The sequence below is a fragment of the Nocardioides flavescens genome (assembly GCF_009823805.1).
GTDB classification, from domain to species: Bacteria; Actinomycetota; Actinomycetes; order Propionibacteriales; family Nocardioidaceae; genus Nocardioides; species Nocardioides flavescens.
Map to the genome: position 1 here is coordinate 26,953 of NZ_WUEK01000001.1, position 24,962 is coordinate 51,914.

The following is a 24,962-nucleotide window of genomic DNA, read 5'->3' on the forward strand; positions in this document are numbered from 1 at the left end:
GTGAGCAAGACCAAGGCGAAGGCCAAGGCCGACGAGGAGGACGAGGCTCCCGCCGGCGGCAAGAAGAAGCTGATCATCATCGTGCTGGTGGTCGTGCTGGTCGCGGCGGCCGCGTGGTGGTTCCTGCTGCGCACCCCCGCCGACGCCAAGGCCGAGCCGAAGCCCGGCGAGGTCATCGCGCTCGAGCCGATCCAGGTCAACCTGGCCGACGGCCACTACCTCAGCATCGGCATCGCCCTGCAGGAGGTCGAGGGCGGCCACGGGGCCGACGGCAGCAAGGCCCTCGACGCCGTCATCGGCCTCTACAGCGGCCGCGACGTCAACGAGCTGGTCAAGCCCGAGGTGCGCGAGGAGCTCAAGAAGGAGCTCAAGAAGGAGATCGACCACCTCTACCACCACGAGGTCATGGACGTGTACCTCACGTCGTTCGTCACCCAGTAGCGCCCGCCCGGGCCCCACCGCACACCCGCCGAGGAGGAGACACACCCGGCCCCACCACGCATCAGCCGTTCGGACAGTCCGCGACCGCACACGGGGGTGGTCGCGCCCCACCCGGCCGGGCCACCTCGCGTGGCCGGGCGGGTGATTCGTCGACGCGACGACCCTCGCGACGCGAGTTCTGCTCAGGTGCGCGCGGACGGGGCCGATCGGGCCCCTCGTGAGTGCCCCTGCCCCGGACCCGACGACCCGCTCCGCCACGACGCGGTCGAGCGGGCGCCCGAGCGGGCGCTGGCGCCGCCACGGTCTCGGTGTCGCGCCGTCGGTGGAGGCCTACGACTTCCGCCGGCCCATCCAGCTCTCGCGCGAGCACCAGCGGGTGCTGCAGGTCGCCTTCGACGCGTTCGCCCGTCAGGCGACGACGGTCTTCACCTCGACCCTGCGCACCATCTGCCAGGTCTCGCTCGTCTCGGTCGACCAGCGCAGCTACGCCGAGTACGTCGACTCGCTCGACTCCATGACCTACCTGACGTCGTTCTCGGCCGAGCCGATGCCCGGCCAGGGAGTGCTCGAGCTGCCCCTGCGGGCCGTGATGGCGTGCATCGACCACATGCTCGGCGGCTTCGGCAGCGAGGAGCAGCCGGAGCGGATGCTGAGCGACATCGAGTCCTCGGTCGTGACCGAGCTGCTGGAGCGGCTGCTCGACGGCCTGCGCTACGCCGTGTCCGAGCTCGTCGCGGTCGACCTGGTGCCCACGGGGGTGGAGTACAGCCCGCAGTTCGTCCAGGTCGCCGGGGCCAGCGACGTGATGATCGTGGCCACGATCGAGGTGCGCATCAACGAGCGGCCGCACTCGATGACCATCTGCCTGCCCTTCAACGCCCTGCTCCCCCACCTCACCGCCGCGGTGGCCCCGGCGCCGGTCTCCAACCGCGAGCGCGCCGAGCGCGCCGCGTCGGCCGAGCTCCTCGACCGCCGCTTCCGGGAGGTGCCGGTCGAGGTCGCGGTGCGCCTGCGCACCACGCGGCTCGACACGACCGACTTCGCCTCGCTCGCGCCGGGCGAGGTCGTGCGCCTCGCGCACCCGGCCTCGGCCCCGCTCGACGTCGTCGTCGACGAGACCGTGTTCGCCCACGCCACGGCGGGCGCCACCGCGCACCGCCTCGCAGCCCTGATCGTCGCAACGCCCCAGGAGACCCGGTGACCGCCGCCCCGCTCGACCCCCAGACCCACCAGGACCGCGCGATCGCCGCGGGCGAGGCGGCGGCCGGCTCGCTGCCCGCCTCCGAGGTGCTCACCGCGGGCGGCGTCGCCCCGGGCGACCCGTCGATCGCCGAGCTCTTCGGTGCGGCCGTGGTCGCCGACCTCGGCGGCGGGCTGCAGGGCAACGTCGCGGTCCTCGTCGACGAGGAGCTCGTGCGGGCGATCGCGGAGAGCCCGATCGAGGGGCTCAGCCTCGTCGACGCCGTGCAGCCGGCCCTCGACGCCGCGGCCTCCGCCCTCGGCGGCAGCGCCCAGGTCGGCCGCGAGCTGCTCGCCGGCGAGGCCCCCGACCTGCTCGGGATGCCGTTCACCACCGTCACGCTGGTCGGCCAGACCCTGACCGCGGCGCTGCTCATCTCCGACGCCGCCCTCCCGGTGCCCGCCGCGGCCCCGGGCCAGCCCGCCGCTCCCGCCGGCCAGCCCACCGGCCAGGGCGCCACGCCGCTGGCCGCCGCACCCGAGCCCGCGGCCGTCGCGGCTCCGGTGCCGCCGCTCCCCTCGCCGTCGGCGGCCGTGGCCCGCCCCGCCGGACCCTCGCGGGGCATCGAGATGCTCCACGGCGTCGACATGGAGGTCACCGTCGAGCTGGGCCGCACGCGGATGACCGTGCGCGAGCTGCTCTCGCTCTCCCCCGGCCAGGTGCTCGAGCTCGACCGGGCCGCGGGCAGCCCCGCCGACCTGCTCGTCAACGGACGTCTCATCGCGCGCGGCGAGGTCGTCGTGGTCGACGAGGACTTCGGCCTGCGCGTCACCGAGATCGTCGACGAGAGCGCGGAGCGCTGAACCGGTGGTCGAGCTCGTCGTCCGTCTCGTCTTCTCCCTGGCCGTCGTGGTCGGGCTGCTGCTGCTCTGCGCCCGGGTGGCCTCGCGCCGCTTCACCGGCAAGCACTCCTCGCTCGTCAAGGTCCTGCACCGCCAGCCCATCTCGCGCAACGCCGCGGTGAGCGTCGTCGACGTCGGCGGTCGCGTGCTGGTGCTCGGCACCACGGACCAGGGGGTGCGTCTGCTCACCGAGCTCGACGCCGCGACGCTGCCGGGTGAGGGTCGCGACGACGACGGGGACGGCCCCGACAGCGGACCCGGGCTGAGCCTGGTGCCGACCCTGGCGCCCGCCTCGGGCGAGGGCCCCGCCGAGACCTCGCAGGCCCGCCTCGAGGAGTCGCTCCTCGACGCCTGGACCAGCACGGGCACCCCCGCCGGGCCCGCCCCGCGAGCCGGCCGCCACTCCCACCGGGCCGCGCGTACGCCGGCCCGCGGGCGCCGCGCCGGGGCCCGTCGGGCGAGCGGGCCGACCACCCCGGCCGCGGCCGCAGGCGCCCCCGGCGCCCTGACCGGCTCGCTCCTGTCGCCGCAGACGTGGCTCCAGGCGTGGGCCGTCGTGTCGCGACGGGCCTCATGACCGACCTCTTGACGGACCTCGTGGTCCGCTGGCTCGCGCCCGTGCGGCGCACCGTCGCCGGGGCTCTCGGCCGACCGCTGGTGCTGCTGGCGCTGCTCGTCGCGACGGCGGGCCTGGTCCTCCTCGGCGCGGGCAGCGCGAGCGCGGCCCCGTCGACCTCCGCCTCGGCACCCGCTGCGGCGTTCGGCCCGGTGTCCGCCCCGGCGTTCGCCCAGCCCGCGGCCGACCTCCTCGACGACCCGACCGAGGACGCCACCCCGAACGGGCCGCGCGGCCCCCGCGGTCCCCAGACCGACACCGGCTCGGTGACGGTCGACCTCGGCGGGCTCACCGACAAGCCGAGCAACTCGGTCGTCCTGCTCCTCACGCTGACGCTGCTCTCGCTGCTGCCGGCGATCGTGCTGACCTGCACCAGCTTCGCCAAGATCCTGGTGGTGCTGGGCCTGACCCGCAACGCGCTCGGCCTCCAGCAGACCCCGCCCAACCAGGTGCTCGCCGGGCTCGCGCTGTTCCTGAGCCTGTTCATCATGGGCCCGGTCCTGTCGCAGATCAACGACGCCGGCGTGCAGCCCTACCTGGACGGCGAGGCCACGGCGTCGCAGGCCTGGGACTCCGGGATCGAGCCGCTGCGCACCTTCATGCTGGCCAACGCCGACGACGACGAGATCGAGCTGCTCACCAACGTCGCCGACCGTGACCTGCCGGAGACCCGCGAGGACACCCCGATGTCGACCCTCGTGCCGGCGTTCGTCCTGAGCGAGCTCAAGGACGCCTTCATCATCGGCTTCATCATCTTCATCCCGTTCCTGATCATCGACATCGTGGTCAGTGGGGCGCTGATGGCGCTCGGCATGATGATGATGCCGCCGGTGATGGTGTCGCTGCCGTTCAAGCTCCTGCTCTTCGTCCTGGTCAACGGCTGGGGGCTGGTCATCACCGCCCTCGTGGGGAGCTACGGATGACGCCCCAGCTCGCACCCCTGCTCGCACCGCTCATCTCGGACGGCTCGATCATCGAGCTCGCCGTCCAGGCGATGGTCGTCTCGGTCAAGCTGTCCGCGCCGATCCTGGTGACCTCGCTGGTCATCGGCTTCGTCATCTCGCTGTTCCAGTCGATGACGCAGATCCAGGAGTTCACCCTCGCCTTCGTCCCCAAGGTCATCGGCGTCGGCATCGCCCTGCTCATCAGCGGCAACTGGATGCTGCACACGCTGGTCAACTACACCGAGTCCCTCTGGGCCTCGATCCCGAGCCTGCTCTGAGCGGCCGAGCAGAGCAGACGAGGCTGAGGACCACGCCGTGGAGGTGAGCATCGCCGGCGAGCCCGCCGTGGGCTTCCTGCTGGTCTCGCTGCGCATCGTCGCCTGGCTCGTCGTCGTGCCGCCGTTCTCCTCGCGCGCGGTGCCGACGATGGTCAAGGTCGTGCTCGCCGTGGCGCTGTCGTTCTGCGCGGCGCCCGGCGCGACCGGGGCCGGGATCGACCTCGGCGGCTTCGCGTTCCTGCTGACCGTGCTGACCCAGATCGCCATCGGCCTGGCGATGGGCTTCGTGACGATGCTGCTGCTCGGCTCGATCGCCGCGGCGGGCAGCCTCGTCGACGTCTTCGGCGGCTTCTCCCTCGCCCAGGGCTTCGACCCCCTCGGGCAGAACTCCAGCACCGTCTTCGGCACCTTCCACCAGATGCTCGCGACGGTCCTGCTCTTCGTCAGCGGTGGCTACCTCATCGTGATCGGCGGCCTGCTGAAGACCTTCTCCGTGCTGCCCGTCGGGGCGACCCCCGACCTGTCGCGCAGCACCGAGATCGTGACCACGGCGTTCACGCTGTTCCTCGTCACGGCCGTGCAGATCGCGCTGCCGCTCGTCGCGGTGCTCTTCGTCGCCGACCTCGGCCTCGCGCTGCTGACCAAGGTCGCACCCCAGCTGAACGCCCTCAACGTGATGTTCCCGGCCAAGATCGGCCTCACCCTGCTCGTCGTCGGCCTCTCCTTCCCGCTGCTGCCGGGGGTGCTCGACAACATCGTGGAGCACGTCCTCGACGCGATGTCCGCGATCGCGGGGAGTGCGGGGTGAGCGACCGATGACCGGGGAGAAGACCGAGAAGGCCACTCCGAAGAAGCAGAAGGAGAACCGCAAGGAGGGCCAGGTCCCGCGGACGCCGGACCTCGGCGCGTGGTCGGCCCTGCTCCTGGCGAGCATGGGCCTTCCGTGGATGGTGCGCCACGAGTTCGCGGCGCTGCAGGACCTGTTCCGCCGGTGCCTGCTCGCCCTGCGCGAGCCCACCACCGAACGGGCGCTCCAGCTGCTGGCCGACGGCGGCGCCCACGCGTTCGTCTCGATCCTCGTGCTCGGCAGCGTCATCATGCTGGTCGGCGTCGCGGGCGCGCTGGCCCAGGGCGGCTTCTACCTCGCCACCAAGCTCGTCAAGCCGAGCGCCAAGAAGCTCAACCCGGTCTCCGGCATGAAGAGGCTCTTCGGCCCCCAGGCGCTCTGGGAGGGCGCCAAGACGCTGCTGAAGAGCGCCGCGGTCTTCCTGCTGGTCTGGAAGGCGGTCGCGGCGATGGTGCCGCTGCTCGGAGCCCCCGCCGACCCCGACCGGCTCCTCGCCCACACCGCTGACCAGGCCCTGGGGCTGATCCGCGTCATCGCGATCACGGGTCTGCTCATGGCGGTGCTCGACTACCTCTACCAGCGCCACCGGGTCGGCAAGCAGGCCAAGATGTCGAAAGAGGACGTCAAGCAGGAGCACAAGAACAGCGAGGGCGACCCCCTCGTCAAGAGCGCCATCCGCTCGCGCCAGCTCGCCGCCGCCCGCAACCGGATGATGGCCGACGTGCCCGAGGCCGACGTGGTGCTCGTCAACCCGACCCACGTCGCGGTGGCGCTGCGATACGACCCCGCCAAGGGCGCCCCCAAGGTCGTCGCCCGGGGCGCCGGTGCGATCGCCACCAGGATCCGCGAGAAGGCCACCGAGGCCCGGGTGCCGCTCGTGCGCGACGTGCCGCTGGCCCGCGCCCTCTACTCCTCCACCCACGTCGGCCAGGAGATCCCCGCCGAGCTGTTCGCCGCCGTCGCGCAGGTCCTCGCCTTCGTCATCAGCCGCCGCACCCGCGGACAGCACGGCGGCGAGCACCGCAGCCCCCGACGCGAGACCGACGTGCCCGATACCTCCCCCGCCAGCCGCCGCGCCGCCGGCGCCCGGCGGGCGGCGCGGTCCGAGGCCGACCTGCCGGCCGCCGTACCGGGAAAGCGGGCGAAGAACTCCTCAGCCCCGGCCCTCACCGGCCGATAGGAACGTGTACACCTCGGTCCCAGGACGGGTCCGGGCAACGGCCAGGACGGCGACGTGCCTCGAAGGAGGCGGATGTCCATCAAGCGCCTGACCCAGCTCGGCGTGCCCATCGGCATCGTCGGCATCGTCGTGATGCTGGTGATCCCGCTGCCGACGGTCGTGCTCGACCTGCTCATCGCCTTCAACATCACCGGTGCGCTCCTGGTCCTGCTGGTCGCGATGTTCGTCAACCGTCCGCTCGACTTCGCGTCGTTCCCGGCCCTGCTGCTGGTGATGACGCTGTTCCGCCTGGCGCTCAACGTCAGCGCGACCCGGCTGGTGCTGCTCGACGGCTACGCCGGCAAGGTGATCGACACGTTCGGCCACTTCGTGGTCGGTGGCTCGCTCATCGTCGGCCTCGTCATCTTCGTGATCCTCCTGGTCATCCAGTTCGTGGTCATCACCAACGGTGCCGGCCGCGTCGCCGAGGTGGGGGCGCGCTTCACCCTCGACGCGATGCCCGGCAAGCAGATGGCCATCGACGCCGACCTCAACTCCGGCCTCATCGACGAGGCGGAGGCCCGGCGCCGGCGCGCCGAGGTGCACGGCGAGGCCGACTTCTACGGCGCGATGGACGGTGCCTCGAAGTTCGTCAAGGGCGACGCGATCGCCGCCATCATCATCACGCTGGTCAACCTGATCGGCGGCTTCGCCATCGGCATGCTGCAGCGCGACATGAGCGCCGGCGACGCCGTGACGACGTACAGCCTGCTGTCGGTGGGTGACGGCCTGGTCTCCCAGATCCCCGCGCTGCTCCTCTCGGTCGCCACCGGCCTGGTCGTGACGCGCAGCGTCAGCCAGGACGACATGGGCTCCGACATCGTGCGCCAGCTGACCCAGAACAAGATGCCGCTGCGCATCGCCGGGTTCGCCGCCCTGTCGCTGTGCCTGATCCCCGCGCTGCCCAAGATCCCGTTCCTCCTCACGGGCGGCGCGCTGCTGCTCGTCTCCTCCCGCATCCGCGAGGACTCCACGGAGGTGAAGGCGCTCGAGGCGGCGAGCACCACCACCGGCGCGGTCGTGCCCGACACCCCGGAGAACCTCGCCCACGAGATGCAGGTCGACCCGCTGGGCCTCGAGCTGTCGGTGGACATCGTCGACCTCGTCGACCAAGGCTCGGGCGGCGACCTCCTCGACCGTGTGCAGGCGCTGCGCCGCAAGGTCGCGATGGAGATCGGCGTCCTCATCCCGCCGGTGCGCACCCGCGACAACGTCGAGCTGCCGCCGCGCACCTACGTCATCAAGCTCTTCGACATCGAGGTCGCCCGCGGCGAGGCGCCGGCCGGCACCGCCCTGGCCATCGGCGACTACCTCGGCTCCCTGCCGGGCGAGCCGACCGTCGAGCCGGTCTACGGCCTCGAGGCGAAGTGGATCCCCCGCGAGCTCTCCAGCCAGGCCGAGCTCGGCGGCGCCACGGTCGTCGACCGCACGGCGGTCATCGCGACCCACCTCGCGGATGTCGTCACGAGGTACGCCGCCCGGCTGCTCGGGCGCGAGGAGGTCCGCCTGCTCACCGACGTCGTCAAGCGCACCCACCCCGTCGTGGTCGAGGAGCTCACGCCGACCCAGCTCAGCCTCGGTCAGATCCAGCGCGTGCTGCAGGACCTGCTCGAGGAGGGCGTCTCGATCCGCGACCTCGTGCGCATCTTCGAGGCGCTGTCGCTCACCGCCGCGGTCACCAAGGACCACGACGCGCTCGTCGAGTCGGCGCGCGCCTCGCTCGGCCCCGCGATCGTCGCCCCGCACGTGCGCGACGGGGCGGTGCACGTCATCAGCTTCGAGCCGACGCTGGAGCAGCGGATGCTCGAGGCGGTGCGACCCACGGAGCAGGGCCCCGTGCTCGTCATGGACCCCGTGCTCGCCCAGCGCGTGGTGGGCACCCTGGCCCACCTGCTGCTGGAGGCCGAGAACTCCAACCTGCGGCCCGTGCTCGTCTGCGCGCCGCAGATCCGTCTCGCGGTGCGCCGGATGGTGCGCCCGGCGATCGAGAGGCTGCCCGTGCTGTCCTACAGCGAGCTCACGGGGAGCGCCCAGGTGCGCTCCGTCGGTGTCGTCAGCGGTGAGCAGGTCGCGCAGGTGGTCTCGTGAACCTCGCCTCCGCCCCCGTCCTCGGCCTCGCGGCCGTCGCCGCCTCCCCCGCGCTCTACCAGGGCTTCGTCACCGGTGCCCTGCCCCTCGACACGACCCTGATCCGCTACCTCGTCGCGGTCGTCGTCGTCTGGGCCGGCCTCTCGGTCATGGCCATGCTCGTCCAGCCGTCCCCCTCGACCACCACCCGTCTCGACCCGCCCGCCCCCGTCGACCCGCCCGGCCCCGAGTCCCCCGGTCCGGCCTGACGCCAGGCTTGTCTTGACGCTCTCGGGGGCGGTAGTCACCGACGTTCGGCCGGTAGTCACCGACGTTCTGGGGGCCTGAGACACCTCTCAGACCCCCCGAACGTCGGTGACTACCGCTCGCAAGGCCAACCCTGACGAGCCAGGCAGGAGGACGCTCAACGAGCGCGTGGAAGCGCGACCCGGACGGTCGTGCCACGGCCGACCTCGCTGTCGACCGCGATGGTGCCGGCGTGGGCCTCGACGATGGCCTTGACGACGCAGAGGCCGACACCCGTGCCCTCGACGTTGCGGGCCATGGTGCCCGGAGCGCGGTAGAAGCGCTCGAAGAGCCGGTCGCGCTCGGCGCGGCTGAGACCGATGCCGGTGTCGGCGACGGTCAGGGTCACGGTGGCCTCGTCGGCGGTGACGTCCACGCGCACCTGTCCCCCGGGCGGGCTGAACTTGCACGCGTTGGTGAGCAGGTGCTCCAGCGCCCGCCCGAGCCGCCCGTCGTCACCGCGTACGACGGCAGGACCGTCGGCACGGGCGGTGACCTCGAGCCCACCGCCGTGGGCGAAGGGCTGGTGCTCGCCCACGACCCGGGCGGCCACCTCGCCGAGGTCGACCGGCTCGCGGCGCATCCGGGAGAGCTGCTCGACCTCGAAGGTCACGGTGAGCAGGTCGTCGACGAGGCGCAGCTCGCGGCGCGCGTTGCGCTCGACGATCTCCAGCAGCCGGCGCGCCTCGGGCCCGAGCTGGTCGTCACCCAGCTCGAGGGCGAGCTCGAGGTAGCCCACCACCGAGGTGAGCGGGGTGCGCAGCTCGTGCGAGATGTTGCCGACGAGCTCGTCGCGCAGGTCGTCGTTCTCCTGCTCGAGCAGGACCTGGCCGCTCAGGTCGGTGAGGTGCAGGCCGGTGAGCGCGCCCGCCCCCGAGGGGTCGTCGGCGCCGAGGTCGACGAGGGTGACCTCGACCGGCACGCTGACGCCGTCGTGGCGCCGCGCCAGCTGGCGACCCGTGACCGGGCGTCCCTCGCTCCACTGCGGCAGCACCCGGGTCACGGGAACACCCGTGAGCACACCGGACGGGTAGCCGAGCAGTCCGGCGGACGGTCCGCCCGCGAAGCGGATCAGACCGCTGCGGTCGACGACGAGCGAGGCCAGCGGCGCGGCGGCGAGCAGACGCTCGAGCGTCGTCGCTCCCCACTGCGTCTCGCCCATGCGCACAGGGTAGGGCGCGCCCGCCGGGGCCGGAGGCCGAACCAGGCAAGCCCCGTCAAGGCGTGCTGGTGGGCTGGACAGGTGGGCTGGACAGGTGTCAGGCAGGCCCGACGACGGCCATGATCTCGGGCCGCGAGAAGACGGTGGCGGCCACGTCGCGCACCTCGTCGAGGGTGACGGCGGCGATGCTGTCGAGCACCTCGTCGATGCTCAGCAGCTCGTCGTGCACCAGTTCGGCCTTGCCGATCCGCGACATCCGGGACGCGGAGTCCTCGAGCCCCAGCACGAGGCCGCCACGCAGCTGACCCTGACCCCGGCGCAGCTCCTCGTCGGTGATGCCGTCGGCGGCGACGCGGGCCAGCTCGGCGCGCACCACCGTGAGCACGTCGTCGAGCTTGGCCGGCAGGCAGCCGACCGAGACCCCGACGAGGCCGGACTCCGCGTGGGAGCCGGCGAAGGAGTAGACGGAGTAGGCCAGACCGCGGACCTCGCGCACCTCCTGGAACAGCCGCGACGACGTGCCGCCGCCCAGCGCGGTGTTGAGGACACCGAGGGCGAACCGGCGCGGGTCGTCGCGGCGCAGCCCCTCCATCCCGAGCACGACGTTGACCTGCTCGAACGGGCGGGTGGCCTCGACCTTCCCGGGGTGCACCCGCACCCGGCGGGCACCGCGACGCGGGGGCACGGGCTCCTCGTCGCCGCTGAGCCAGTCGCGGCGGGCGAACGCCGCCTCCACCGCGCGTACGACGGCCGCGTGGTCGAGGTTGCCGGCGACCGAGACGACGGTGTTGGCCGGGCGGTAGTGGCGCTTGTGGAAGCGGACGATCTGGGCGCGGGTCATCGCCTCGATCGACTCGGTGGTGCCGGCGATGGGGCGGCCGAGCGCGGTGTCCGCGCCGTAGGCCTGCTCGGCGAAGAGGTTGTGGACGACGTCGTCCGGATCGTCGTCGTGCATCGCGATCTCGTCGAGGATGACGTCGCGCTCGGCGTCGACGTCGGCGGCGCTCATCACCGAGGAGGTGATCATGTCGCCGAGCACGTCGATGGCCAGGCCGAGGTCCTCGTCGAGGACCCGGGCGTGGAAGCAGGTGTACTCCTTGGCGGTGAAGGCGTTGAACTCACCGCCGACCGCGTCGAGCGCGATCGAGATGTCGAGCGCGGAGCGCTCGCGGGTGCCCTTGAAGAGCAGGTGCTCGAGGAAGTGCGAGCAGCCGTGCAGGCTGGCCGTCTCGTCGCGCGAGCCGACGCCGACCCACACGCCGATGCTGGCCGAGCGGGCCCCGGCGAGCTCCTCGGTGATGACCCGGAGCCCGCCGGGCAGGACCGAACGCCGGACGCGTGAGAGCACGCGCCCGGCGTCGTCGGTCTGGGTCTGCAGCGTCCGGGTCGAGCCCGGACGCTGCAGGGTGCGCCGTGAGGTCAGGATCAGGCCTCGGTGGTCTCGGAAGCCTCGGCGGCCTCGGGCTCGACGCCCTCGCCGGCCTCGCCCTCCTCGACCACGGGGACGAGCGAGAGCTTGCCGCGGTCGTCGATCTCGGCGATCGAGACCTGGATCTTCTGACCGACGGAGACGACGTCCTCGACGTTCTCGACGCGCTTGCCGCCGGCGAGCGGGCGGAGCTTGCTGATGTGCAGCAGGCCGTCCTTGCCGGGCATCAGCGAGACGAAGGCGCCGAAGTTGGTCGTCTTGACGACGGTGCCGAGGTAGCGCTCGCCGACCTCGGGCATGGTCGGGTTGGCGATCGCGTTGACCGCGGCGCGCGCGGCCTCGGCCGCCTCACCGTTGGTCGCACCGATGTAGACCGTGCCGTCGTCCTCGATCGACACCGACGCGCCGGTGTCGTCCTGGATCTGGTTGATGACCTTGCCCTTGGGGCCGATGACCTCGCCGATCTTGTCGACGGGCACCTTGACGGTGATGATCCGCGGCGCGGTGGCGGCCATCTCCTCGGGCGCGTCGATGGCCTCGGCCATGACGTCGAGGATCGCGACGCGGGCGTCGCGGGCCTGGGTCAGCGCCTGGGCGAGGACCTCGGCCGGGATGCCGTCGAGCTTGGTGTCGAGCTGCAGCGCGGTGACGAACTCACGGGTGCCGGCGACCTTGAAGTCCATGTCCCCGAAGGCGTCCTCGGCGCCGAGGATGTCGGTGAGCGCGACGTACTGCGTCTCGCCGTCGACCTCACCGGAGATCAGACCCATCGCGATGCCCGCGACGGGCGCCTTGAGCGGCACACCGGCCTGCAGCAGCGACAGGGTCGAGGCGCAGACCGAGCCCATCGAGGTCGAGCCGTTGGAGCCCATCGCCTCGGAGAGCTGGCGGATGGCGTAGGGGAACTCCTCGCGGTCCGGCAGCACAGGCAGCAGCGCCCGGCGCGCGAGCGCACCGTGGCCGACCTCGCGGCGCTTCGGCGAGCCGACGCGGCCGGTCTCGCCGGTGGAGAACGGCGGGAAGACGTACTTGTGCATGTAGCGGCGGTGCTTCTCGGGCGACAGCGTGTCGAGCTGCTGCTCCATCTTGAGCATGTCGAGGGTGGTGACGCCCAGGATCTGGGTCTCGCCGCGCTCGAACAGCGCCGAGCCGTGCACGCGCGGGATCACGTCGACCTCGGCGTGCAGCGGGCGGATGTCGGCGAGGCCGCGACCGTCGATGCGGACCTTGTCGCGCAGCACCTGGGTGCGGATGGCCTGCTTGGTGACGGCCTTGTACGCCGCGCCGATCTCCTTCTCGCGACCCTCGAAGCGGTCGGCGAGCTCGTCGAGGAGCGAGGCCTTGATGCGGTCGCCCTCCTCCTCGCGCTCGAGCTTGGACAGCACGCGCTCGCGGTCGCCGCCGACGCTGTAGAGGTCGGAGACGGCCTGGCCGACGGCGGCCTGGACGGCCTCGTAGACGTCGTCCTCGAAGTCGAGGAAGACCGGGAAGTCCTGCACCGGCTTGGCGGCGGCCTCGGCCAGCTCGGCCTGCGCCTCGCACAGCTGCTTGATGAACGGCTTGGCGGCGTCGAGGCCGCTGGCGACGATCTCCTCGGTCGGCGCCTTCTGTCCGCCGCGGATCAGGCCGAACGACTGCTCGGTGGCCTCCGCCTCGACCATCATGATCGCGACGTCGCCGGTCTCGGTGACGCGGCCGGCCACGACCATGTCGAAGACGGCGTCCTCGAGCTGGGTGTGGGTCGGGAACGCCACCCACTGGCCCTCGATGAGGGCGACGCGCACGCCGCCGACCGGGCCGGAGAACGGCAGGCCGGAGAGCTGGGTCGACATCGACGCGGCGTTGATCGCCAGCACGTCGTAGGGCGCGTCGGGGTTGAGCGCGAGGACGGTGATTACGACCTGGACCTCGTTGCGCAGGCCCTTCTTGAAGGTCGGGCGCAGCGGGCGGTCGATCAGGCGGCAGGTGAGGATCGCGTCCTCGCCCGGGCGGCCCTCGGAGCGGAAGAACGAGCCGGGGATCTTGCCCGCGGCGTACATCCGCTCCTCGACGTCGATCGTCAGCGGGAAGAAGTCGAAGTGGTCCTTGGGGTGCTTGCCGGCCGTGGTGGCCGAGAGCAGCATCGTGTCGTCGTCGAGGTAGGCCGTGACGGAGCCGGCGGCCTGACGGGCCAGGAGGCCGGTCTCGAACTTGACGGTGCGCGTGCCGAAGGTGCCGTTGTCGAGCACGGTCTCCACAGCGGAGATGACGGGCTCGAAGGAGTTGTCGGTCAAAGATTTCCTCATCTGTCGCGGAGCGAACCGCAGCGTCCCGCGAGATGAGTGCCGGTCTTCGATCGAGGCCCGCAGCCGCGCCGGGGTCCGGCGCTCCTGAGAGCCACTACCGAGGACCGAGCCGGAACGGCGGGTCGCTCCTGTGGGGTGGTACGGGTGCAATCTAGCGCTGGAGTCCCCAGCGCCGAAATGAAGCCAGAAATGAAGCGAGGACCCGCCGGGGCGGGTCCTCGCGGGGTGCTATCGGCGCAGGCCGAGTCGCTCGATGATCGAGCGGTAGCGCTCGATCTCGGTCTTGCTCAGGTAGTTGAGCAGCCGGCGGCGCTGGCCGACCAGCAGCAGCAGGCCGCGCCGGCTGTGGTGGTCGTGCTTGTGCGTCTTCAGGTGCTCGGTGAGGTGGGCGATGCGGTGGCTGAGCAGCGCGATCTGCACCTCGGGCGAACCGGTGTCGCCCTCAGTCGTGGCGTACTCGGCGATGATCTTCTTCTTGGTCTCCGCGTCGGTTCCGACGGACATGCGGGCTCCCTCTGGTTTCGCTCGTTGCGCGGCGCGCCGGGGCCTGTTCACCCGGGCTCTACGATCCGCGGCCGTTGGACGGCAACCTGTGGAGGTTATCAGCGAGGCGCGGGAGCACCCAAACGACGCTGCTGCTGACCGCTGCTGACCGGTCGGCCTCAGCGGACGGTGACCGGGTGCCTCACGACGGCGTCGAAGAAGTATCCCTGGTCGTTGTACGGCGAGGTGAGCGGCTGGCGTCGCCCGTCGGCGTCGGTCGCGCGCGCCATCAGCACGTGCGCGCCGCGGCGCGGACGGTCCCAGGTGTGGGAGAAGCGCGTCCAGCCGTGCCCGCGCACCGCACCGGTGGCCGCGACGGCCCGCGTCTCGTCGCGCAGCTCGGCGCGCTCCCAGGTCTCGCCGCCGTCCGTGCTGACCTGCACCTTCGCGATCGGTGCCGCGCCGCTCCACGCGCGACCGGTCAGGGTGTGCGACCGCCCGGCACGCAGCCGGGCGCCCGCGGAGAGCTCCCACGCCGAGCGCACCGGGTTGACCGTCAGCGGCGCCTCGTCCGCGGCGTACGACGGCCCGGTCATGCGGTACCACTTCGTGTTCCACGGCGAGGTCAGCACGCTGCGCGAGACCTCCAGCGAGCCGAGCCACTTGATCGAGGCGATGCCGACCCAGCCGGGCAGCACGAGCCGCAGCGGGTAGCCGTGGTCGGGCAGCAGGTCGTCGCCGTTGGCGCCCCACGCGAGGACCGCGTCGCGCAGCGCCTTGCTCACCGGGAACGGGCGGCGGACCGGGCCGTAGTCGACTCCCCCGCTGACGTAGGAGGGGTCGAGGCCGGTCGCCTGCACCGAGACGGCGTCCTCGGCGATCCCGAGCTCGGCGAACAGGTCGCGCAGCCGCACGCCCTCCCACGCGACGGTGCCGACGGCGCCGAGGGTCCACTGCGTGCCGGGCGCCGGCGTGGCCTGCTGGGTGCCGAAGAAGCTGCGCCCGTTGCCGGTGCACTCGTGCACGCTCAGCACGGTGGTGCGGGGCAGCCGGCGCAGGTCGCGCCAGCTCAGGGTCAGCGGGTCGGTGGCCGGGCGGGCGGTCGCGAGACCGTCGCCGAAGACCCGCAGCCGCCAGCTGCCCCGGTCGATGACCGGGGTGGAGGTGTGGTTGCGCACGAAGAGGCGGCCCTGCCGGGTGAGGTAGCGGCGCGGGTCGACCGAGTCCCAGCGCATCTCGGCGTTGGTGCCGAAGTCGACGAAGCGGTCCGCCGGGGTCGGCTTCAGGATGGCGGGGTACGCCGCCGCGGCGGGCGACCCCGCACCGAGGAGGCCGGCGCCCGCGAGGGTGGCGGCTCCGGCGGGGAGGGCGGTGACGGCGGCACGGCGCGAGACGTGGGGCATCGGGCCAGCATAGACCAGTAAGTCGCTCGTGATTGTCGGTAACGGCTCCCGAGATCGGCCCACCGGGGGTGGGGCACCGTACGCTGCACGCGTGAGCGAGGAGTCCAGCGACACGCCGTCGACCCCCGAGGCGCCCGCGGCCCGGCCGCGTCGACGCCTGTGGTGGGGCCTGCTCGGTGGCACCGGGGTGCTGCTGCTCGCCGGGTACGCCGCCGCGGTCCTCCTCGTCGGCGACACGCTGCCCCGCGGCTCGTCGGTCGCCGGGGTCGCCGTGGGCGGGCTGACCCGCGACGAGGCCGAGGAGCGGCTGGAGGACCGGCTCGCCGAGCGTGCCGACCGGCCGCTCGACGTCGTCGCCGGTGCCGGGTCCGCGGCGTTCGAGCGGCAGGTCGCCCCCGCCGACGCCGGGCTCTCCCTCGACCCCGGCGCATCCGTCGCCCAGGTCGCCGGCGGCTCCCGCTGGTCGCCCGCCGGCCTGTGGGGCCGGCTCACCGGCGGCGCCGACGTCGACGCGGTGGTCGACGTCGACGACGAGACCCTCGACGGCCTGCTGTCCCGGATCGACGACGAGGTCGCGACCGAGCCCGTCGAGGGCGCGGTCCGCCTGACCCGCAAGGGCGTGCGCGCGACCGACGCCGAGCCCGGCACCGGCCTCGACGCCGACGGTGCGCGCGAGGCCCTCGTGGCGGCGTACCCCGCTGAGACGGAGGTCCGGCTGCCCCTCGTCGACGTCGCCCCCGCGATCGACCAGGACGCGGTCGACCGGGCGGTCGAGGAGTTCGCCGACCCGGCCCTCTCGGGGCCGGTGACCATCAGCTTCCAGGGCTCGGAGGTCACCCTCGAGCCCACGGAGTACGCCCGCGCCCTCGTGCTCGAGCCCGAGGGCGGCGACCTCGTCCCGCAGCTGCGGCCCCGCGCCCTGCACTCACTGCTCGACACGCTGGTCGCCTCCGACGGCGAGGCACCCGTGGACGCCTCGGTGACGCTCGTGCGCGGCAAGCCGCAGGTCGTGCCCGGCAAGCCCGGGGTCAGCTACGACCGCCAGCAGGTGGACGAGGCGTTCCTCGACCTCGTCGTCGCCCCCGAGGGCGAGCGCACCCTCGACGTCGCCGCCGCGGTCGTCGAGCCGGAGTTCACCACCGCCGAGGCCGAGGCGCTCGGCATCACCGAGCGGATCTCGTCGTTCACGACGTACTTCCCCTACGCGGAGTACCGCAACGTCAACATCGGCCGCGCCGGCGAGCTCGTCGACGGCACCCTCGTCGCCCCCGGCGAGACCTTCTCCCTCAACGGGACCGTCGGCGAGCGCACCGCCGAGAACGGCTTCACCGAGGGGTTCATCATCAGCGACGGCATCTTCAAGGAGGACCTCGGCGGCGGGGTCTCGCAGATGGCCACCACCGTCTTCAACGCCGCCTTCTTCGGCGGCATGACCGACGTCGAGCACAAGCCGCACTCCTTCTACATCGACCGCTACCCCGTCGGCCGCGAGGCCACCGTCGCCTGGCCGGTCGTCGACCTCCAGTGGCGCAACGACACGCCGTACGGCGTCCTGGTGCAGGCCGTCGTCGAGCCCAGCACCCCGAGCTCGCAGGGCGAGGCGACCGTCTCGCTCTACTCCACGAAGTACTGGGACATCACCTCCGACACCGGCCCGCGCTACAACCTCACCTCGCCGGCGACCCGCATCCTCGACACCCCCGACTGCTACCCCAACACCGGCTACGGCGGCTTCGACATCGACGTCGTGCGCTACTGGCGCAAGGCCGACTCCGACGTCCTCGAGCGCACCGAGACGATGAAGACGACCTACACCCCCTCCGACACGGTCATCTGCCGCCCACCAGGCTCCCTCGACGACAGCGGCAACGGCGAGGGCGGCAACGGAAGCGGCGGCACCGGCGGCAACGCCGAGGACTGACGTACGCCGACCCGGCGCACAGTGCTGCTGTCCGTACGCCGACCCGGCGCACAGTGCTGCTGTCCGTACGCCGACCCGGCGCACAGTGCTGCTGTCCGTACGCCGACCCGGCGCACAGTGCTGCTGTCCGTACGCCGACCCGGCGCACAGTGCTCCTGGACGTACGCCGACCCGTCTCTTCGTGCACGATGGGCGGGCACTCGGCGTGCACGAAGAGACGGGTCGGCGTCCTGCGGCGTGCACGAAGAGACGGGTCGGCGTCCTGCGGCGTGCACGAAGAGACGGGTCGGCGTCCTGCGGCGTGCACGAAGAGACGGGTCGCGCGAACGGCACGAGCCGGGGCTGGTCGCCCCGGCTCGTGCCGTCCCCTGTCTCCGTGCGCTGACTAGACGCGCACCCCGTCGAGGACCCGGAGGACCTCGTCGGCGCTCTGCGCGGTGCGCAGCCGCTCGACGCTCGCCGGGTCGGTGAACGTCTCGGCGATCTTGGCCAGCAGGGCGAGGTGGTCGCTGCCGGCACCGGCGATGCCGATGACGAACTCCGCGGGCTTGCCGTTCCAGTCGACCGGCTCGTCGTAGCGGACGAACGAGATCGCCGTACGACGGATCGACGGCTTCGCCTCGTTGGTGCCGTGCGGGATGGCGAGGCCGTTGCCCATGTGGGTCGAGACCGAGCGCTCCCGCTCGTGCATCGCGGCGACGTACGACGCGTCGACGGCGCCGGCCTCGACGAGCAACTGGCCGGCCTCGTCGATCGCCTGGTCACGGGTGCGCGAGGCGCCCCCGAGGCGGATCGAGCGGGTGCTCAGCACGTCGCCGGAGACGACCGCGTCGTCCGCGGCGGCGCCCGCGGCCCCGGACGGCGCCGAGGTCTGGTCGAGCATCTCGACGATCTCGTCGTAGCGCGGGCTCGCCATGAAGTTGTCGACCGAGACGTGCAGGGCCGACGGCGTGCGCTGCTGGGCGCGGGCGGTGAGGTCCTGGTGGGTGACCACGAGGTCGTAGTCGTCACCGAGGTTGGAGATGGCCTTGTTGACCACCGTGACGTCGCCGTGGCCGGCGGCCTGGATCTTCTTGCGCAGCACCGAGGCGCCCATCGCGGAGGAGCCCATGCCGGCGTCGCAGGCGAAGACGATCGAGCGGATCTGCTGGGGGGCGGCGCCGTTCGAGCCACCGGTCAGCGCCGAGGCGACCGAGGAGCGCTTGCCCTTCATGGCCTCCATGCCGGCGGTGGCGGACGCGAGGTCGCCCTCGGGGGTCTTGTCGATCTTCAGCAGGAACGACGCCACGGCGCACGAGACCGCCGCGGAGAAGATCACCGACAGCGTGACGCCGACGAAACTGCTGCCGGGCACGGCCGCCCAGACGGCGATGATCGAGCCGGGCGAGGCCGGGGAACGGAGGCCCGAGCCGAAGGCGACGTTGGTGGCCACGCCGGTCATGCCGCCGAGGATCACGGCGATGACGAGCTTGGGCTTCATCAGGACGTACGGGAAGTAGATCTCGTGGATGCCGCCGATGAACTGGATCAGGATCGCGCCGGGCGCGGAGGCCTTGGCGACACCCTTGCCGAACAGCATGAAGGCCAGCAGCAGACCGAGGCCGGGGCCGGGGTTGGCCTCGAGGAGGAACAGGATCGACTGACCCTTCTCGGTCGCCTCGGTGGTGCCGAGCGGGGTCAGGATGCCCTGGTTGATGGCGTTGTTCAGGAAGAGGATCTTCGCCGGCTCGATGAAGATCGAGGTCAGCGGCAGCAGGTTGTTGTTGACGAGGGTGTCGACGACGTCGCCGGCGATCCGGCTGAACCCGCTGACGAACGGGCCGGCGAGCACGAAGCCGAAGACGGCCAGGATCCCGCCCCAGATGCCAGCGGAGAAGTTGTTGACGAGCATCTCGAAGCCCGGGCGGATCTTGTGCGACCAGACGGCGTCGAGCTTCTTCATGGTCCAGCCGCCGAGCGGGCCCATGATCATCGCGCCGAGGAACATCGGGACGCTGGCGCCGGCGATGGCGCCCATGGTCGCGATCGCGCCGACGACGCCGCCGCGGATGTTGTCGTTGTACATCATCCGGCCGCCGGTGTAGCCGATGAGCAGCGGCAGCAGGTAGGTGATCATCGGCCCGACGATCCCGTCGCCGGAGCCGTCCCAGTCACCGAGCTTGCCGACGAAGCCGTACATGTAGCCGTCGGCCGGGTCGTAGCCGAAGGCCTTGCCGATGGTCGCGATCCACCCGGTCTGGATGAACAGCGCCGTGATCAGGCCCCAGGCGATGAAGGCGCCGATGTTGGGCAGCACCATGTTGGACAGGAAGGTGCCGAACTGCTGCACGCGCAGCCGGGCCCCGCCCGTGGACGCACCCGGAGCGGCGCCCGGCGTGGTGGCAGTGGTTGCCATGAGGTTCCTCTCGGTCTCGGGACGTGACCCCCGTCACGGTCCGTGTCGGTCAGTCTGCAACGAATCGGGCACGTTGCCAAGCATCCGGAGTTGTTTTTCTGCCCGATGATGTGGCTTTTTCTGGAACGCATCGATAGCGTCGGTCGCAGAGACCCTGGTCACATCGCGGGTCGCATCGCTCGTCACATCGCTCGAGAGGAACCTCCCCATGAAGGCACTGCGCTTCTACGCCCCCGAGGACGTACGACTCGAGGAGGTGGAGGAGCCGACGTGCGGGCCCGGCGAGGTCAAGCTGCGCGTCAAGAACTGCTCGACCTGCGGCACGGACGTCAAGATCTTCCACAACGGTCACCAGAACCTCACGCCGCCGCGGACCATCGGCCACGAGATCGCCGGCGAGGTCGTCGAGGTCGGCGCCGACGTCAACGCGACGTACGGCAGCGAGTGGAAGGTCGGCGACCGGGCCCAGGTCATCGCCGCCGTCCCGTGCGGTGAGTGCCACGAGTGCCGCAAGGGCTGGATGGCGGTCTGCCAGAACCAGACCTCGGTCGGCTACCAGTACGACGGCGGCTTCGCCGAGTACATGATCGTGCCGCAGCAGGTGCTGAAGGTCGACGGCCTCAACCGCATCCCCGACAACGTCGGCTACGACGAGGCGAGCGCCGCCGAGCCGTTCGCGTGCGCGATCAACGCACAGGAGCTGCTCGGCATCGAGCCCGGCGACACCGTCGTCGTCTTCGGCGCCGGCCCGATCGGCTGCATGCACATCCGCATCGCCCGCGGCGTGCACGAGGCCGGCCCCGTCTACCTCGTCGACGTCAACGCCGAGCGCCTCAAGATGTCGGCCGACGCCGTGCAGCCCGACGAGACCATCGACGGCTCGCAGGTCGACGTCGTCGAGCGGGTCATGGAGCTGACCGACGGCCGCGGCGCCGACGTCATCATCACCGCGACCGCCGCCAACGTCACCCAGGAGCAGGCCATCGCGATGGCCGCGCGCAACGGCCGCATCTCGTTCTTCGGCGGCCTGCCCAAGAACGACCCGACCATCACCTGCGACTCCAACGTCGTGCACTACCGCCAGCTGCACATCCACGGCGCCAACGGCTCGGCGCCGGAGCACAACAAGCGCGCCCTGGAGTACATCTCCACCGGGCAGGTGCCGGTCAAGGACCTGATCACCCGCCACATCCCCCTCGACGACGTCATGGACGCCTTCTCCATCGTCAAGAACGGCGAGGCGATCAAGGTGACCGTCGAGCCCTGACCGGCTCCCCCGCCGTACGACACGACGCCGACCCGGCGCGAACAGCAGTTCGCGCCGGGTCGGCGCATTTCCGACAGCAGCCCGCGCCGGGTCGGCGCATTCCCGACAGCAGCCCGCGCCGGGTCGGCGCATTCCCGACAGCACTTCGCGCCGGGTCGGCGTACGTCAGCCCTCGAGCACCGCGCGGACGGCGTCGCGCCCGGCCATCGGGTCGGAGGCGGAGAGCGCGGCCTCCGCGGCCTTCTCGGCGGTGGTCATGTTGACCTGGGACAGCTGGGCACCGACGGCTCGCACGGCGGCCGGGGCCATCGACAGCGACGTCACACCCATGCCGACGAGGGCGACGGCGAGCAGCGGGTCGGCAGCGGCCTCGCCGCAGACGCCGACGGGCTTGCGGGCGCGGCGGCCCGCCTCGGCGGTGATGGCGACCATGTGCAGCACGGCCGGCTGCCAGGGGTCGGTGAGGTGGGCGAGGTCGGTGGCGAGCCGGTCGGCGGCCATGACGTACTGCGTGAGGTCGTTGGTGCCGATGCTGAGGAAGTCGACGACCTCGAGCATCCGGCTGGCCAGGAGCGCCGCGCTCGGCACCTCGATCATGACCCCGGGCTTGAGGCCGCGGCTGCGCACGCGCTCGGCGAAGTCGGCCGCCTCGGCGACAGTGGCGACCATGGGTGCCATCACCCAGGTGTCGACGCCGGTGCGCTCGGCGGCGATCGCGATGCCGTCGAGCTGGCGCTCGAGCAGCTCGGGATTGCTGATGGCCAGGCGCAGGCCGCGCACGCCGAGAGCGGGGTTCTCCTCGTCCTCGAGCGTCGCGAAGGCGACCGGCTTGTCGGAGCCGGCGTCGAGGGTGCGCACGACGACGTGGACGTCGGGCCCCTGCGCCTTGAACGGCTCCAGCACGCCGGCGTAGATGTCGCCCTGCTCCTGCGCCGACGGCTCCTCCTTGCGGTCCAGGAAGCACAGCTCGGTGCGGAACAGTCCGACGCCCTCGACCGGGGCCGTGGCAGCGTTGCGGGCCGACTCGGCGTCGGCGACGTTGGCCATCACGGTGACCCGGGTGCCGTCGGCGGTCTGTGCGGGCCCGGTCCAGGCGTCGGCGAGCGCCCGCGAGGCGCGGTCGGCCTCGACGCGGGACGTCGCGTCGTCGGCGTCGACCTCGGCGTCGACGGTGCCGGTGGCTCCGTCGACGAGCACTGGCGTGCCGGTGGTCAGGGTGAGCGCGCCGGCGACCCCGACCACGCACGGGATGCCGAGCTGGCGGGCGATGATCGCGGTGTGGCTGGTCGGCCCGCCGCGCTCGGTGACGAGGCCGACGACGAGCGCCGGGTCGAGTCCGGCGGTGTCGGCCGGCGCGAGGTCGGTGGCGACGAGCACGGAGGCCTCGCTCGGCACCTCGACGCCCGGCTCTGGCTCGCCGACGAGACGCGCGACCAGGCGCCGCTCGATGTCGCGCAGGTCGGTGGCGCGCTCGGCCATCAGCCCGCCCATCGCGCTGAACACGTCGACGAACTGCGCGACCGCACCCCCGACGGCGTCGAGCAGCGGCTCACCGGCCGACAGCCGGGTCGACACGGCACCGCGCAGCCCCTTGTCGCGGGTCAGGCCCGCGCTCGCGGTCAGCACCTGGGTGGCCGCACCGCTCGCCCGCTCCGCCTTCGCGGCGAAGCCGGTCGCGACCTTGTCCACCGCCGCGTCGTACGCCGCCAGCGCGGCGTCGGTGTCGGCGTGGCCACCGTCGCCGTAGGCCTCGATGGCAGCCGGCGCGATCTCCTGTGTCACCCGCACGACCGGCCCGAAGGCCAGCCCGGGGACGACGGGCGTGCCCTGCAGGACGGCGCTGACGGCGGGCGACTGCGAGGTGACCATGACCACATGAAAGACCACCAGGGCCTTGACAGTCAACACATCCGGGGCTAAAACAACAGAATCACAGATCGCGGCCCACGCCGCCGACGACGGTGCTGCGGACGGCGGTGCTGCGAGACAGGAGCCTGCCATGTACGCCGAGGAGCGTCACCAGGCGATCGCGGAGCTGGTCGCCCACCGCGGCCGGGTCGCGGTGACCGAGCTGGCCTCGCAGTTCGACGTGACGACCGAGACCGTGCGCCGCGACCTGTCCCAGCTCGAGCGCCTCAAGCTGCTTCGCCGCGTGCACGGTGGCGCGGTCTCCATGCGCTCGGTCACCGTCGTGGAGGCCCAGCTCGCCGACCGCGTCGTGGAGGCCTCCGACGAGAAGGACCGGATCGCGCGCGCCGCGGTCGCCCTGCTCCCCGAGGGCGGTGCGACGCTGCTGCTCGACGCCGGCAGCACGACGGTGCGCCTGGCCGGGCTGCTGCCGACCACCGAGCGCTGGACGGTCATCACCCACGCCGTCCCGGTCGCCGCCCTCCTCGCGCCGCTCCCCCACGTCGAGCTGCACCTGCTCCCGGGGCGCGTGCGCCCGGCCACCCAGGCCGCTGTCGGCACGGCGACGGTCGACGCGATCCGCCAGTTCCGGGCCGACCTCGCCTTCGTCGGCACCAACGGCATCACCGTCGAGCACGGCCTCTCCACCCCCGACCCGGAGGAGGCGGCGGTCAAGCGAGCGGTGGTCGCCAGCGCCCAGCGCGTCATCACGCTCGCCGACGCCAGCAAGGTCGGCCAGGAGCGGACCATCCGCTTCGCGGCCGCGGAGGACGTCGACGTGCTGATCACCGACGACGCGATCGACCCGGCCGACGCCCGCGGTCTCGAGGCCGCCGGCCTCGACGTCATCTGCGTCTGAGCACCCGCCCGAGCCCGACCCTGACCCCGAGTCCCACCACCCCGAACCCCCTGGAGGCACCGATGACCGACGACCGGCCCGGTCCGATCGTCACGCTCACCGCCAACCCCAGCCACGACCGCACGGTCTCCCTGCCGGGGCGGCTGGAGCGGGGCGCGGTGCACCGCGTCGCCTCGACCACGTCGCAGGCGGGCGGCAAGGGGGTCAACATCTCTCGGGCCGCGGTGAGCGCGGGGCTGGCCACGCTCGCCGTGCTGCCGGCCGAGCCGCACGACCCGTTCGTCCACGAGCTCGAGGCCGCCGGCATCGAGTGCCGACCGGCCCCGCCTGCCGGCGAGATCCGGGTCAACCTCACGCTCACCGAGCCCGACGGGACGACCACCAAGCTCAACAGCCCCGGCGCCGCGGTCTCGGCCGAGCACCTCGACGCGCTGGCGTCCCGACTGGTCGAGGCGGCCCGCGACGGCTCGTGGGTGGTGCTGGCGGGCTCGCTGCCTCCCGCGGCCCCGGCGACCTTCTACGCCGAGCTCGTGCCCGCGCTGCGGGCGTCGGCCAAGGTCGCCATCGACACGAGCGACGCGCCGCTGGCCGCCCTCGTGGCGGGGCTCCCGGCCGACGCGCCCGACCTGCTCAAGCCCAACGCCGAGGAGCTCGCGCAGATCACCGGTGCGGACGCCGACGCGCTCGAGGCCGACCCGGTCCGTGCGGCCGACGCCGCCCGCACGCTGGTGGAGCGCGGGGTCGGCGCGGTCCTCGCGACGCTCGGCGGCAAGGGCGCCCTGCTCGTGACCCGCGACGGCGCCTGGCTCGCCACTCCCCCGCCGACCACCGTGGTGAGCACCGTGGGCGCCGGTGACTCGAGCCTGTTCGGCTACCTCCTGGGCGACCTGCGCGGGCTGCCGCCCGCGGAGCGGCTGGCCCTCGCGGTCGCCTACGGCAGCGCGGCCGCAGGCCTGCCCGGGACCACGATCCCCACGCCCGCCGACGTCCACCCCGAGCGCGTCTCCGTCGCCGCGCTCGCGCACTCCTGACCACGCACCCGCCGGTCGC

General features: G+C 72.3%; 21 protein-coding genes. 14 read left to right on the top strand and 7 right to left on the bottom strand.

Annotated features, from left to right (window positions below; all coding sequences use genetic code 11):
- From GRQ65_RS22285 to GRQ65_RS00215, 10 genes are all read left to right on the top strand, one after another.
- Positions 1 to 441 carry a flagellar basal body-associated FliL family protein gene (locus tag GRQ65_RS22285; RefSeq protein WP_160873973.1) on the top strand — a complete coding sequence of 147 codons (441 nt, stop codon included), beginning with the start codon at positions 1 to 3 and terminating at the stop codon, positions 439 to 441.
- 217 nt (positions 442 to 658) lie between these two features.
- A complete protein-coding gene (locus GRQ65_RS00175) occupies positions 659 to 1,642 on the top strand; it encodes a flagellar motor switch protein FliM (RefSeq protein WP_337191389.1) in 984 nt (327 codons plus the stop codon).
- A complete protein-coding gene (gene fliN / locus GRQ65_RS23655) occupies positions 1,639 to 2,484 on the top strand; it encodes a flagellar motor switch protein FliN (protein WP_337191390.1) in 846 nt (281 codons plus the stop codon). Before GRQ65_RS00175 ends, fliN begins: the two co-directional genes overlap by 4 nt.
- Before the next feature lie 4 nt (positions 2,485 to 2,488).
- Positions 2,489 to 3,100: a flagellar biosynthetic protein FliO gene (locus tag GRQ65_RS00185; protein WP_160873975.1), complete on the top strand. Its 612-nt coding sequence runs from the start codon at positions 2,489 to 2,491 to the stop codon at positions 3,098 to 3,100.
- Complete coding sequence (gene fliP / locus GRQ65_RS00190; protein WP_160873977.1) at positions 3,097 to 4,062, top strand: flagellar type III secretion system pore protein FliP; 966 nt, start codon at positions 3,097 to 3,099, stop codon at positions 4,060 to 4,062. Before GRQ65_RS00185 ends, fliP begins: the two co-directional genes overlap by 4 nt.
- Complete coding sequence (locus GRQ65_RS00195; protein ID WP_202387018.1) at positions 4,059 to 4,361, top strand: flagellar biosynthetic protein FliQ; 303 nt, start codon at positions 4,059 to 4,061, stop codon at positions 4,359 to 4,361. Before fliP ends, GRQ65_RS00195 begins: the two co-directional genes overlap by 4 nt.
- Before the next feature lie 37 nt (positions 4,362 to 4,398).
- Positions 4,399 to 5,169 carry a flagellar biosynthetic protein FliR gene (locus GRQ65_RS00200; protein WP_160873979.1) on the top strand — a complete coding sequence of 257 codons (771 nt, stop codon included), beginning with the start codon at positions 4,399 to 4,401 and terminating at the stop codon, positions 5,167 to 5,169.
- 7 nt (positions 5,170 to 5,176) lie between these two features.
- Entirely contained in the window at positions 5,177 to 6,388 is a 1,212-nt protein-coding gene (locus GRQ65_RS00205; RefSeq protein ID WP_160873981.1) for an EscU/YscU/HrcU family type III secretion system export apparatus switch protein, read from the top strand.
- Between the two features lie 72 nt (positions 6,389 to 6,460).
- Positions 6,461 to 8,515: a flagellar biosynthesis protein FlhA gene (gene flhA, locus GRQ65_RS00210; RefSeq protein WP_160873983.1), complete on the top strand. Its 2,055-nt coding sequence runs from the start codon at positions 6,461 to 6,463 to the stop codon at positions 8,513 to 8,515.
- The gene (locus GRQ65_RS00215) at positions 8,512 to 8,763 is read left to right on the top strand and encodes a hypothetical protein (protein ID WP_160873985.1); all 252 of its coding nucleotides are present in this window, start codon (positions 8,512 to 8,514) and stop codon (positions 8,761 to 8,763) included. The genes flhA and GRQ65_RS00215 overlap by 4 nt, the downstream gene beginning before the upstream one ends.
- 155 nt (positions 8,764 to 8,918) lie before the next feature.
- Here GRQ65_RS00215 and GRQ65_RS00220 read toward each other — a convergent pair whose 3' ends face one another.
- From GRQ65_RS00220 to GRQ65_RS00240, 5 genes are all read right to left on the bottom strand, one after another.
- The gene (locus GRQ65_RS00220; protein WP_160873987.1) at positions 8,919 to 9,962 is read right to left on the bottom strand and encodes a sensor histidine kinase; all 1,044 of its coding nucleotides are present in this window, start codon (positions 9,960 to 9,962) and stop codon (positions 8,919 to 8,921) included.
- A gap of 97 nt (positions 9,963 to 10,059) precedes the next feature.
- Positions 10,060 to 11,310, bottom strand: a complete 1,251-nt coding sequence (locus tag GRQ65_RS00225; RefSeq protein WP_337191391.1) for a M16 family metallopeptidase — start codon at positions 11,308 to 11,310, stop codon at positions 10,060 to 10,062.
- A 77-nt stretch (positions 11,311 to 11,387) separates the two neighbouring features.
- Positions 11,388 to 13,664, bottom strand: a complete 2,277-nt coding sequence (locus GRQ65_RS00230) for a polyribonucleotide nucleotidyltransferase (protein ID WP_237447506.1) — start codon at positions 13,662 to 13,664, stop codon at positions 11,388 to 11,390.
- A gap of 240 nt (positions 13,665 to 13,904) precedes the next feature.
- Positions 13,905 to 14,180 carry a 30S ribosomal protein S15 gene (gene rpsO / locus GRQ65_RS00235; RefSeq protein ID WP_160873991.1) on the bottom strand — a complete coding sequence of 92 codons (276 nt, stop codon included), beginning with the start codon at positions 14,178 to 14,180 and terminating at the stop codon, positions 13,905 to 13,907.
- Between the two features lie 158 nt (positions 14,181 to 14,338).
- Entirely contained in the window at positions 14,339 to 15,562 is a 1,224-nt protein-coding gene (locus GRQ65_RS00240) for a molybdopterin-dependent oxidoreductase (protein ID WP_160873993.1), read from the bottom strand.
- A 91-nt stretch (positions 15,563 to 15,653) separates the two neighbouring features.
- Here GRQ65_RS00240 and GRQ65_RS23660 point away from each other — a divergent pair, with 91 nt between their 5' ends.
- Entirely contained in the window at positions 15,654 to 17,483 is a 1,830-nt protein-coding gene (locus GRQ65_RS23660) for a VanW family protein (RefSeq protein WP_160873995.1), read from the top strand.
- A gap of 385 nt (positions 17,484 to 17,868) precedes the next feature.
- On the opposite strand, the gene GRQ65_RS00250 is transcribed toward GRQ65_RS23660, so the two are convergent.
- Positions 17,869 to 19,878 carry a PTS mannitol transporter subunit IICBA gene (locus GRQ65_RS00250; protein WP_160873997.1) on the bottom strand — a complete coding sequence of 670 codons (2,010 nt, stop codon included), beginning with the start codon at positions 19,876 to 19,878 and terminating at the stop codon, positions 17,869 to 17,871.
- A gap of 208 nt (positions 19,879 to 20,086) precedes the next feature.
- Here GRQ65_RS00250 and GRQ65_RS00255 point away from each other — a divergent pair, with 208 nt between their 5' ends.
- On the top strand, positions 20,087 to 21,145 hold the full coding sequence (locus tag GRQ65_RS00255) for a zinc-dependent dehydrogenase (protein WP_160873999.1): 1,059 nt from the start codon (positions 20,087 to 20,089) through the stop codon (positions 21,143 to 21,145).
- A 165-nt stretch (positions 21,146 to 21,310) separates the two neighbouring features.
- Here GRQ65_RS00255 and GRQ65_RS00260 read toward each other — a convergent pair whose 3' ends face one another.
- Positions 21,311 to 23,014, bottom strand: coding sequence for a phosphoenolpyruvate--protein phosphotransferase (locus tag GRQ65_RS00260; protein WP_160874001.1), 1,704 nt, complete (start codon positions 23,012 to 23,014; stop codon positions 21,311 to 21,313).
- A gap of 130 nt (positions 23,015 to 23,144) precedes the next feature.
- Between GRQ65_RS00260 and GRQ65_RS00265 the strand changes: the two genes are divergently transcribed.
- Together GRQ65_RS00265 and GRQ65_RS00270 are read left to right on the top strand one after the other, a co-directional pair.
- The gene (locus GRQ65_RS00265; RefSeq protein ID WP_160874003.1) at positions 23,145 to 23,912 is read left to right on the top strand and encodes a DeoR/GlpR family DNA-binding transcription regulator; all 768 of its coding nucleotides are present in this window, start codon (positions 23,145 to 23,147) and stop codon (positions 23,910 to 23,912) included.
- 62 nt (positions 23,913 to 23,974) lie between these two features.
- On the top strand, positions 23,975 to 24,943 hold the full coding sequence (locus GRQ65_RS00270; protein WP_160874005.1) for a 1-phosphofructokinase family hexose kinase: 969 nt from the start codon (positions 23,975 to 23,977) through the stop codon (positions 24,941 to 24,943).
- Positions 24,944 to 24,962 lie beyond the last annotated feature (19 nt).

Excerpts from the sequence above, each read along its gene's own strand:
- GRQ65_RS00240 (WP_160873993.1), bottom strand. The coding sequence starts at position 15,562 with ATGCCCCACGTCTCGCGCCGTGCCGCCGTCACCGCCCTCCCCGCCGGA.
- GRQ65_RS00270 (WP_160874005.1), top strand. The coding sequence starts at position 23,975 with ATGACCGACGACCGGCCCGGTCCGATCGTCACGCTCACCGCCAACCCC.
- GRQ65_RS00265 (WP_160874003.1), top strand. The coding sequence starts at position 23,145 with ATGTACGCCGAGGAGCGTCACCAGGCGATCGCGGAGCTGGTCGCCCAC.
- flhA (WP_160873983.1), top strand. The coding sequence starts at position 6,461 with ATGTCCATCAAGCGCCTGACCCAGCTCGGCGTGCCCATCGGCATCGTC.
- GRQ65_RS00205 (WP_160873981.1), top strand. The coding sequence starts at position 5,177 with ATGACCGGGGAGAAGACCGAGAAGGCCACTCCGAAGAAGCAGAAGGAG.
- GRQ65_RS00220 (WP_160873987.1), bottom strand. The coding sequence starts at position 9,962 with ATGGGCGAGACGCAGTGGGGAGCGACGACGCTCGAGCGTCTGCTCGCC.
- fliP (WP_160873977.1), top strand. The coding sequence starts at position 3,097 with ATGACCGACCTCTTGACGGACCTCGTGGTCCGCTGGCTCGCGCCCGTG.
- GRQ65_RS00250 (WP_160873997.1), bottom strand. The coding sequence starts at position 19,878 with ATGGCAACCACTGCCACCACGCCGGGCGCCGCTCCGGGTGCGTCCACG.
- rpsO (WP_160873991.1), bottom strand. The coding sequence starts at position 14,180 with ATGTCCGTCGGAACCGACGCGGAGACCAAGAAGAAGATCATCGCCGAG.
- GRQ65_RS00195 (WP_202387018.1), top strand. The coding sequence starts at position 4,059 with ATGACGCCCCAGCTCGCACCCCTGCTCGCACCGCTCATCTCGGACGGC.
- GRQ65_RS00260 (WP_160874001.1), bottom strand. The coding sequence starts at position 23,014 with ATGGTCACCTCGCAGTCGCCCGCCGTCAGCGCCGTCCTGCAGGGCACG.
- GRQ65_RS00255 (WP_160873999.1), top strand. The coding sequence starts at position 20,087 with ATGAAGGCACTGCGCTTCTACGCCCCCGAGGACGTACGACTCGAGGAG.